The organism is Streptomyces sp. NPDC029122, assembly GCF_055569445.1.
The window spans coordinates 24,651-34,468 of record NZ_JBVHWK010000009.1 but is presented as its reverse complement, the minus strand read 5'-3'; the positions used below and the strand labels follow the sequence as shown (position 1 = coordinate 34,468).

The 9,818-nt window shown below is 69.7% G+C and carries 7 protein-coding genes; 1 reads left to right on the top strand and 6 read right to left on the bottom strand.

The window, feature by feature from the left end; all coding sequences use genetic code 11:
* The first annotated feature begins 149 nt into the window (after window positions 1-149).
* The gene (locus ACZ4WZ_RS13330; RefSeq protein WP_388934862.1) at window positions 150-4,049 is read left to right on the top strand and encodes a DNA-directed RNA polymerase subunit beta'; all 3,900 of its coding nucleotides are present in this window, start codon (window positions 150-152) and stop codon (window positions 4,047-4,049) included.
* Window positions 4,050-4,107: 58 nt separating this feature from the next.
* Here ACZ4WZ_RS13330 and ACZ4WZ_RS13325 read toward each other — a convergent pair whose 3' ends face one another.
* The 6 genes from ACZ4WZ_RS13325 to ACZ4WZ_RS13300 form a co-directional block, all read right to left on the bottom strand.
* Window positions 4,108-5,148 carry a M48 family metalloprotease gene (locus ACZ4WZ_RS13325; RefSeq protein WP_467889172.1) on the bottom strand — a complete coding sequence of 347 codons (1,041 nt, stop codon included), beginning with the start codon at window positions 5,146-5,148 and terminating at the stop codon, window positions 4,108-4,110.
* Window positions 5,145-6,092 (bottom strand): hypothetical protein, encoded by a 948-nt coding sequence (locus tag ACZ4WZ_RS13320; RefSeq protein ID WP_467889170.1) that lies wholly within the window; start codon window positions 6,090-6,092, stop codon window positions 5,145-5,147. Before ACZ4WZ_RS13320 ends, ACZ4WZ_RS13325 begins: the two co-directional genes overlap by 4 nt.
* A gap of 16 nt (window positions 6,093-6,108) precedes the next feature.
* Window positions 6,109-7,806 (bottom strand): hypothetical protein, encoded by a 1,698-nt coding sequence (locus tag ACZ4WZ_RS13315; RefSeq protein WP_467889168.1) that lies wholly within the window; start codon window positions 7,804-7,806, stop codon window positions 6,109-6,111.
* Window positions 7,757-8,149, bottom strand: a complete 393-nt coding sequence (locus tag ACZ4WZ_RS13310; protein ID WP_467889165.1) for a hypothetical protein — start codon at window positions 8,147-8,149, stop codon at window positions 7,757-7,759. Before ACZ4WZ_RS13310 ends, ACZ4WZ_RS13315 begins: the two co-directional genes overlap by 50 nt.
* A complete protein-coding gene (locus ACZ4WZ_RS13305) occupies window positions 8,146-8,943 on the bottom strand; it encodes a hypothetical protein (RefSeq protein ID WP_467889162.1) in 798 nt (265 codons plus the stop codon). Before ACZ4WZ_RS13305 ends, ACZ4WZ_RS13310 begins: the two co-directional genes overlap by 4 nt.
* 126 nt (window positions 8,944-9,069) lie before the next feature.
* Window positions 9,070-9,783: a Crp/Fnr family transcriptional regulator gene (locus tag ACZ4WZ_RS13300; protein WP_467889160.1), complete on the bottom strand. Its 714-nt coding sequence runs from the start codon at window positions 9,781-9,783 to the stop codon at window positions 9,070-9,072.
* Window positions 9,784-9,818: the final 35 nt, after the last annotated feature.

Here is a 9,818-nt window from a genome sequence, read left to right as displayed (position 1 = left end):
CTGAGCAACTCTTACACAGCGCAGAGACCCCCCCCCCCCCCCCTCCCCCCCCCCCCCCCCCCCCCCCCCCCCCCCCCCCCCCCCCCCCCGCCCCCGGGACCGTTCAGACCATGATTGAGACTCGACCCCGAAAGAGGGATTGACGCACAGTGCTCGACGTCAACTTCTTCGACGAGCTGCGGATCGGCCTTGCCACCGCGGACGACATCCGAACCTGGTCGCACGGCGAGGTCAAGAAGCCGGAGACCATCAACTACCGCACCCTCAAGCCCGAGAAGGACGGACTCTTCTGCGAGAAGATCTTCGGCCCCACCCGGGACTGGGAGTGCTACTGCGGCAAGTACAAGCGTGTCCGCTTCAAGGGCATCATCTGTGAGCGCTGTGGCGTCGAGGTCACGCGCGCCAAGGTGCGCCGTGAGCGCATGGGCCACATCGAGCTCGCCGCTCCCGTCACCCACATCTGGTACTTCAAGGGCGTCCCGTCGCGCCTTGGCTACCTGCTGGACCTCGCGCCGAAGGACCTCGAGAAGGTCATCTACTTCGCCGCGTACATGATCACGTTCGTCGACGACGAGCGCCGTCAGCGCGACCTGCCGTCGCTGGAGGCCCACGTCTCCGTCGAGCGCCAGCAGATCGAGAACCGCCGTGACGCGGATCTCGAAGGCCGCGCCAAGAAGCTCGAGAGCGACCTCGGCGAGCTCGAGGCCGAGGGCGCCAAGGCCGACGTGCGCCGCAAGGTGCGCGAAGGCGCCGAGCGCGAGATGAAGCAGCTCCGCGACCGCGCCCAGCGCGAGATCGACCGCCTCGACGAGGTGTGGAACCGCTTCAAGAACCTCAAGGTCCAGGACCTCGAGGGCGACGAGCTGCTCTACCGCGAGCTGCGCGACCGCTTCGGTACGTACTTCGACGGTTCGATGGGTGCCGCGGCGCTGCAGAAGCGCCTGGAGTCCTTCGACCTGGAGGAGGAGGCCGAGCGCCTCCGCGAGATCATCCGTACCGGCAAGGGCCAGAAGAAGACCCGTGCGCTCAAGCGCCTCAAGGTCGTCTCCGCGTTCCTGCAGACCAGCAACAGCCCCAAGGGCATGGTTCTGGACTGCGTCCCGGTCATCCCGCCGGACCTGCGTCCGATGGTGCAGCTGGACGGTGGCCGCTTCGCGACCTCCGACCTGAACGACCTGTACCGCCGCGTGATCAACCGCAACAACCGCCTGAAGCGCCTTCTCGACCTCGGTGCCCCCGAGATCATCGTGAACAACGAGAAGCGCATGCTCCAGGAGGCGGTCGACGCCCTCTTCGACAACGGCCGTCGCGGTCGCCCGGTGACGGGCCCCGGCAACCGTCCGCTGAAGTCCCTCAGCGACATGCTGAAGGGCAAGCAGGGTCGATTCCGTCAGAACCTTCTCGGCAAGCGCGTGGACTACTCCGCGCGTTCCGTGATCGTCGTCGGCCCGCAGCTGAAGCTGCACCAGTGCGGTCTGCCCAAGGCCATGGCGCTGGAGCTCTTCAAGCCGTTCGTGATGAAGCGCCTGGTCGACCTGAACCACGCGCAGAACATCAAGAGCGCGAAGCGCATGGTCGAGCGCGGCCGCACGGTCGTGTACGACGTGCTCGAAGAGGTCATCGCCGAGCACCCGGTCCTGCTGAACCGTGCGCCCACGCTGCACCGCCTCGGCATCCAGGCCTTCGAGCCCCAGCTGGTCGAAGGCAAGGCCATCCAGATCCACCCGCTCGTCTGCACCGCGTTCAACGCGGACTTCGACGGTGACCAGATGGCCGTCCACCTGCCGCTCTCCGCGGAGGCGCAGGCCGAGGCCCGCATCCTGATGCTGTCCTCGAACAACATCCTCAAGCCGGCCGACGGCCGTCCGGTCACGATGCCGACGCAGGACATGGTCCTGGGTCTGTTCTTCCTGACCACCGACGGTGAGCTCCGTGACACCAAGGGCGAGGGCCGCGCGTTCGGCTCGACCGCCGAGGCGATCATGGCGTTCGACGCCGGCGAGCTCGCGCTGCAGTCGTCCGTCGACATCCGCTTCCCGGTGGGCACCATCCCGCCGCGCGGCTGGGTGCCGCCGGTCGCCGAGGAGGGCGAGCAGGAGTTCCAGCCGGGCGACAGCTTCCGTCTGAAGACCACCCTGGGCCGCGCGCTCTTCAACGAGCTGCTGCCCGAGGACTACCCGTTCGTCGACTACTCGGTGGGCAAGAAGCAGCTCTCCGAGATCGTCAACGACCTGGCGGAGCGCTACCCCAAGGTCATCGTGGCGGCGACGCTCGACAACCTGAAGGCGGCCGGCTTCCACTGGGCGACCCGTTCGGGCGTCACCGTGGCCATCTCCGACGTCGTCGTGCCCGAGGCCAAGAAGGCCATCGTCGCGGGCTACGAGGCGCAGGACGAGAAGGTCCAGAAGCAGTACGAGCGCGGTCTGATCACCAAGGACGAGCGCACGCAGGAACTCATCGCGATCTGGACCAAGGCGACCAACGAGGTTGCCGAGGCGATGAACGCGAACTTCCCCAAGACGAACCCCATCTTCATGATGGTTGACTCGGGTGCCCGAGGAAACATGATGCAGATGCGACAGATCGCCGGTATGCGTGGTCTGGTGTCGAACGCGAAGAACGAGACCATCCCGCGTCCGATCAAGGCGTCCTTCCGTGAGGGCCTCACCGTTCTGGAGTACTTCATCTCCACGCACGGTGCCCGTAAGGGTCTGGCGGACACCGCCCTGCGTACCGCCGACTCGGGTTACCTCACCCGTCGTCTGGTGGACGTCTCGCAGGACGTCATCATCCGCGAGGAGGACTGCGGCACCGAGCGCGGCCTCAAGCTCAAGATCGGTGTCAAGGACGAGACCGGTGTCCTCCGCAAGGCGGACGACGTCGAGACCTCCGTGTACGCCCGCATGCTGGCCGAGGACGTCGTCATCGACGGCAAGGTCATCGCGCCGGCCAACGTGGACCTCGGTGACGTGCTCATCGACGCCCTCATCGCGAACGGCGTCGAGGAGGTCAAGACCCGCTCGGTCCTGACCTGCGAGTCCGCGGTCGGCACCTGTGCCTTCTGCTACGGCCGCTCGCTGGCCACCGGCAAGCTCGTCGACATCGGCGAGGCGGTCGGCATCATCGCCGCCCAGTCCATCGGTGAGCCCGGTACCCAGCTGACGATGCGTACCTTCCACACCGGTGGTGTGGCCGGTGACGACATCACGCAGGGTCTGCCGCGTGTCGTCGAGCTCTTCGAGGCCCGTACCCCGAAGGGTGTCGCCCCGATCTCCGAGGCCGCCGGCCGCGTGCGGATCGAGGAGACCGAGAAGACGAAGAAGATCGTCATCACGCCCGACGACGGCAGCGAGGAGACGGCCTTCCCGATCTCCAAGCGCGCCAAGGTCATCGTGCACGAGGGCGACCACGTCGAGGTGGGCCAGAAGCTCACCATGGGTGCCACCAACCCGCACGACGTGCTGCGCATCCTCGGCCAGCGTGCCGTCCAGGTCCACCTGGTCGGCGAAGTCCAGAAGGTCTACAACTCGCAGGGCGTGTCGATCCACGACAAGCACATCGAGATCATCATCCGGCAGATGCTGCGCCGCGTGACGATCATCGAGTCCGGCGACGCGGAGCTCCTGCCGGGCGAGCTCGTCGAGCGCTCGAAGTTCGAGACCGAGAACCGTCGTGTGGTCACCGAGGGCGGTCACCCCGCCTCCGGCCGCCCGCAGCTGATGGGTATCACCAAGGCCTCGCTGGCGACGGAATCCTGGCTGTCGGCCGCCTCCTTCCAGGAGACGACCCGAGTCCTGACGGACGCGGCGATCAACGCCAAGTCCGACAGCCTCATCGGCCTCAAGGAGAACGTCATCATCGGTAAGCTCATCCCGGCCGGTACGGGCCTGTCCCGCTACCGCAACATCCGGGTGGAGCCGACCGAGGAGGCCAAGGCCGCGATGTACTCGGCCGTCGGCTACGACGACATCGACTACTCGCCCTTCGGCACCGGCTCCGGCCAGGCTGTCCCGCTGGAGGACTACGACTACGGCCCGTACAACGGCTGAGTCGGCACGCACCAACCGCAGGGCGGTCACCCGAGAGGGTGGCCGCCCTGCGGCGTTCTCAGCCCTCGAGCTCCAGGTACCGCCGGAGGTGGTGGAGGCGGGTGCGGCGGTCGGGGTGGGTCGAAAGGAGCCTGGCCAGGGGACCGGCCCCGTCGGAGTCCGGCGCCTCGTCGGTCAGTACGTCGTGCAGCGTCCGGGAGAGCATGGGTGCGAAGCCCAGTACGGCCGCGTGGGCGTCGGCGCGGAGTTCGGCGCGGCGTCCCACCGCGGCTGTCAGGCAGGGCAGCGCGAGCAGCAGCAGCGGCAGGCCGTAGGTCAGGGTCAGGGTGGCAAAGGCGACCCAGCCGAGGAGGGCGACCAGAACGGCGGCGGCGATGTACGAGTACCCGCTAGCGATCCGGACCAGCCGGACCGTGGACACGGCCACGCCTCGCCAGGCGAGCCGTCCGGGGAGCGCGTACCACCAGCCGAGGAGTCCGGCCCACGCATGCCCCGCGGTGTGGTGGCCGAGTTCGTGGGCGAGTACGGCGGCCAGCTGCGCGGTGGGCAGTCGTTCCAGGGCCCGTCGGGTGACGGCGACGACGTGGCCGGCTGCGGCGAGGGCGTTCAGATCGTCGCTGTCCTCGATCCACAGCTCGTAGCGGCTGCCGTCCACACCGGCGCGGGCGGTGACCTCACGCCACACGGGGTCGAGCACGGCGAGCTCGGAATCGAGCGGGTACTGGAGTCGCAGCAGATGGCGGGCCAGGAAGCGTTCGCTCGGGCGGTGGAACGCCAGGGCCCCCGAACCAAGCCACAGTGCGGTCGGCAACCAGGCCGGCAACCCGAGCCAGACTTCCAGCAGCAGGGCCGTTCCCAGGACGACGAGCAGGCTCGTCAGGAATCCCGGCACCTGCAGGACGAGCCGGCCGAGGGCGGTGGCGTCCGCGGTGCGCTGCCGAGCCCGGTAGTGGACGCGGGTCCCCGGGGGGTAGCGGTAGTCGAGGTCGTCATGTTCCGGCCGGTGCTGCGGGGGGACGTGCGTGGGCCAGGGCGGCGGGCCCACCGGGTACCGGGGGGACTCGGGCGGGGGTCGGTACGGCTCGGCGGGCTTGGTCACCGTGTCTGCTCCGGGCCGACGGGCGGCTGGGGGTGGCGTCCGTATCCGGGCGGCAGCTCCGGGAGCTCCGGAGTGGGCAGCGGGGCACGGGGGTGGGGGGCGAGGGCCTCGTTGATCTGCTCGATCATGAGCTGCCGGGTCCGGTCCAGTTCGTGGGCCTCACCACCTTCGGGGCCCAGGAGCGTCTTGACCTGGTCGAGCTGCGAGCGGAGGAGCGCCAGCTGGTGCTTCTCCATGCTGTCCAGCGCCAATTGGGTGTCCTCGGGGTGGCGCGCCAGATGCAGGGCCCAGGCCTGAATGCCGCCCCGGGCGAAGTGCTGCTGGTAGAAGGCGATCTTCTGGGCCTCGTACCGCTGGAGTTCCAGCTCGTGCCGCGCGGCCTGGAGGCGCCGCTCGTGCGCGATGTTGTCGGCGTCGCGGCGCAGGCGGAGCGTCCAGTCGACGCCCAGTCCGACGCCTTCGCCGAGCGGCTTGCCCGCGCGCACCGTGGCGAGCAGTTCCTCTTCGGCAGCCGCGCTTCCGGTGATGTGGAAGCCTCGGGTCACGGGCCTGCAGGTCTGCTCCAGCTCACTGAGCAGCAGCCGCGGGACGTCACGGCAGCCGCTTCGGACGTACAGGGCAGGGTCGGCGACCTGCCAGGTGAGCTGGACCGTCGCCGTGAACTCGTGGGCGTCGTTGTCGCTGGGCAGTGACATCTCCGCCCGGACGGGATGTGCCCCCATGTCCACCTCGTACACGGCGGTGTAGAGGCGCGTGCTCCTGGGACGGGGCCGGTTCGGTGGCAAGTACGTCACGTACGTGCCCTTCGGCGTCGAGTAGACCAAGGCGTGGTCGATGCGTGTGGCCGTCCGGCCGGCGAACTCGAAACGGCCGATCTGGCGGACGGTGACGACAGGGTCGGTCAGCTTGGTGTGCCGTTCGGCGTGCCGGTTGAAGTCGTACATCGTGCGGGCCTTCCCTTCAGGCGGGCGTGGGACGGGGGAGCGCGGCGCGCAGGCGGGCGGCGACTTGTGGATACGGGCCACCATCGGCGCCCTGCGGGTTGCGCAGCAGGTAGTCCAGGCGGGAGGTCTCGCGGGGGGTTGCGGCCAGCTTGGTCAGCAGAGAGGCCAGCGCCCACTCCGTCTTCTCGTCCTGGTCGGCGGCCCGGATCCAGCCACGCAGCACTCGCTCGGCTTCCTCCGTGTGGGCGCGGTCGTCGAGGGCGTCACGCAGGAGCCGCACGATCGCCGGCGCTGCGGGGGTGTCGTCATGGTCGGCGCGCGCATACCAGTCGAGGACCAGAGGGCGTCCGTGTCCGGCCTCCTCGTCGCGTTGGCCGCCTGCGGTGAGGAAGCCGCGCATGGCGAGATCGTGGGCCGAGCGATGGTCAGGGAGGGTCCGCAACAGTTCGGCGAGGACGGTGTCCGCTTCGGACGACAGCAGGAGGAGCGCGACCGACTTCGGGAGCTCGTCGTGCACCTGCTGGTCGGGCTTCTTCTTGCCGTGCTGCTGGTGCGCCTGCGCGCGGAGGGCGGCCAGGGCGGCTTCCGGGCGCTCGGTTCCGATCAGCCCCTGGGCCCGCACGGCGACCCAGCAGGGCCGGGGATCGTCGGCGTACGTGCTCCAGGCGTCGATGATGCGGGGGATGTTCGGCGCGTCGATCTGGTGGGCGAGAGTGAGGGCGCTGACGGCCGTCGTTCGCCTCCGGGCCCTGTCCGAGCGGGCCCAGGGTTCGATGATCAGGGCCATCGCGGACGGCAAGTCCGTGCGCGCCAGCACGGCGGCGGTAGCGGCGGCGCGGGTGCGCACCAGCGGCCGGCCGTCGTCCGCCAGCCCGTTCAGCCACTTCACCAGGGCGGGGCGGGCGGCGGGGTGGCCGGTCCACACCTCCGGCAGCAGGACGAGGGCGGTCCGGTCGTCGCGGAAGGCCGCCTTGAGCTGGGTGACCTCGCCCCACTCGGTGTCCTCGCGCTCCGAATACGTACGCGCCCGGGCGAGCTCGAGCCGTTTGCCGATGTGTGTGCTGAAGACGGGGATCGCTTCGTTCCGCTTGGGGTCGCCGACGCGCTGGAGCTCGGAGTACAGCAGGTCGCTGAGCTCTGCCGTCAGGGCGTACGGGCCGCCGTCGAAGGCGGCCAGGGCGACGAGGAAGGCCTTCTCCCGCAGGTGGACGATCTCCTCGGGCTCCGCGAACCACTCGCGCACCTGGTTCTTCAGCGCGCGCAGGGAGTAGTCGGCCAGCTCGCTCTCGTCGCATCGGCCCACCGCGTACTGGCGTAACTCGGTCGCGTATCCGACGACCTCGCGGAGTTGGTGGTCCCGGCAGAGGAACTCGTCAACGGCCGGCAGGGCGAGCAGACGGGAAGCGGCTTCGGCTCCCACGTCCACGGCGAGCCGGGCAGCCAGGACCGCCCTCTGTTCCGGAGGTTTCCACTCCTCCGGGCGGATGGCGTCCTCCAGGTACGCCCCCACGCCGGCGGTGACCACGAGATGGGTGTTGCGTTCCTGCATGAGATCGCGGAGGCGGTTGAACTGGGCCTCGCGCAGGGGGTCGTCACGGCTGGTGTTCAGGTCGCACAGCACGTAGCCGGCTGCCTTGCCGGGCGTGTCGAACAGGCCTGCGAGCCTACCTGGGCTCGTGGTGCCGTCCAGGGCGTGCACCGGGGTGGCGCCCACCGAGCGGAGGAGCATCAGGGCGGCGGCCCGACGCCCGGTGCAGGTACGAAGGCGGGATCTCCCCTGATGCGGGGGCGCCGCTGCCCAGCCCACCGAAGCTGTAGTGGACCTCGGTCGTGACGTTGCCGATGATCCGGTCGGCCACCACGCCATGGTTGGTGCCGTCGAACGCCATCGACTTCGGTGCGTGGGCGTGCAGCTCACGACGGGTGGCCCACGGCTGCTGGGCCTCTTCCTCGGCCTTCTTCTCCTGGCCCTCCTGCTCGGTCGGGGTTCCCTCCTCCGCTGCTGCCTGCCCGGGCTCCTCGGCGGGGTCCGCCGACTGGTCCGGCTGGTCACTCACCGGCGGTCACCGAAGATGATGTCGCCGTGGACCACACCGGCACGGACGGCGTTGCCTTCGATGTGACCGGCGACGATCCCGTCGTTCACGCCCTGGAAGCGGATGCCGGCGGCATCGGCCCGGCCCGTTTCCGTCGTGTCCACCGCTTCCGCCGCTCCTTCAGGTCCCCGTGGGGCCGCAGGTGCGGGTGCGGGGGTCGCAGCCGGTCCGCCGCCGGTTCCCGAAGCCAAGGGCCCGTACAGCCAAGCCTGGAGCGGGCCGTTCTTGCTGGGCACGGTGACCTCGTGGAACTCCTCGGCCCGGATGCCGGTGTGGTTGTGCCGCACGACCCCGGCGTGGACCGACCGGGAAACGCAGAGGGCGTAGTCGTCCGTACGCTCGCGCAGCGCGGCACGCAGTGGTTCGCCGTCCAGGAGCCGGCAGGCCTCGTTGAGGTCGGTGCCCACCCACCCGTCGTATTCGTCGATCATCACGATCCCGGTCGCGAGCACCACGCGCAGGCGGATCTGGGCCGAGGCGGCCGCCATCCGGTTCACCGTGTGGAGCTGGGCCGGGATCTCCGTCAGCAGGGCCCGCAGCAAGGTGGTGAGGGGGACGTGCGGGTCGATCAGTTCCATGACCGCGTCGCCCCGGTCGGCGCGCAGCCGTAAGGTCTGGTCGATCCCGGCGGCCAGCAGGGTCCGGTCGACGACGTCGTACAGCATCCGGCGCAGATAGGCCTGCTGGACGTCGTCGCGGTCGCTGAAGCGCTCCGTGTCGACGAGGAGGAAGGTGCGGGGGATCGGGTCGCTCATGATCGCCTCTCGTGATGGGTTCCTGCGGTGACAGCAGGGATGACAAGAGAGTGGCGCAGGCGGGCGCCCCGCCGAGAGGGCGGATGGCACACCGGGAGTGTGACGGCCTGCACTGAAGGGGACGGTTCAGCTCTCGCCCTGCGCCTGCGCGATCCGGCGCAGCACGTCCGGCCGTGCGATCACCATCGCGCGACGGGCCGTGATGACGACCCCGCGGGCGCGCAGGTCCTTGAGCTGGCGCTGGACCATCTCGCGGGAGGCCCCGATGGCTCCGCCGATCTCCTGCTTGCTGAGGGGGACAGTGATCTCGATGCCTTCCTCGGTGCGGCGCCCGTGGGTCCGTGCCAGCTCCTGGAGGAGGACGGCCAGCCGCTCGCGCACGCTCAGCGAGGCGAATTCCAGCCGCCGCCGGTCGCCGGAGCGTGCGCGGTCCGAGGTGAGGGCCAGGAGCTGGAAGGCGGCGGAGGGGACGCGGGCGAGGAAATCGCGGAAGGGCTCGGGGGCGACGGCCAGAGCGCGTACCGGTTCGAGCGCGGTCACGGTGGCGGAGCGGGTGCGTCCGGTGAGGGCGGCGGATTCGCCGATGATGTCGCCCGGGCCGCGCAGAGCCAGCAGGGCTTCCTTGCCGTTGGCGGCGGAGGTGGTGACCTTCGTCCAGCCGTGGAGGATCAGCAGGACGTGGGAGGCGGGTTCGTCCTGGAGGGTGAGGTGGGCGCGGGGCGCGAAGTTCAGCTCGCGGCCCAGCGCCCGTAACGCCGCGCCGTCCTTGTCCTCCAAGCGGGCCAGGAAGGGGACCCGGTCGTCCAGCCCTCCGTCGCCTGCGGGTTGTGCCGAAGCCATGCGCGCCCCCCGGTCGTCAGGGCGGTCAATGTACT

What these genes read in the sequence shown, in the direction of transcription:
- ACZ4WZ_RS13320 (WP_467889170.1), bottom strand. Translation starts at nt 6,092, where the DNA reads ATGTACGACTTCAACCGGCACGCCGAACGGCACACCAAGCTGACCGAC.
- ACZ4WZ_RS13305 (WP_467889162.1), bottom strand. Translation starts at nt 8,943, where the DNA reads ATGAGCGACCCGATCCCCCGCACCTTCCTCCTCGTCGACACGGAGCGC.
- ACZ4WZ_RS13300 (WP_467889160.1), bottom strand. Translation starts at nt 9,783, where the DNA reads ATGGCTTCGGCACAACCCGCAGGCGACGGAGGGCTGGACGACCGGGTC.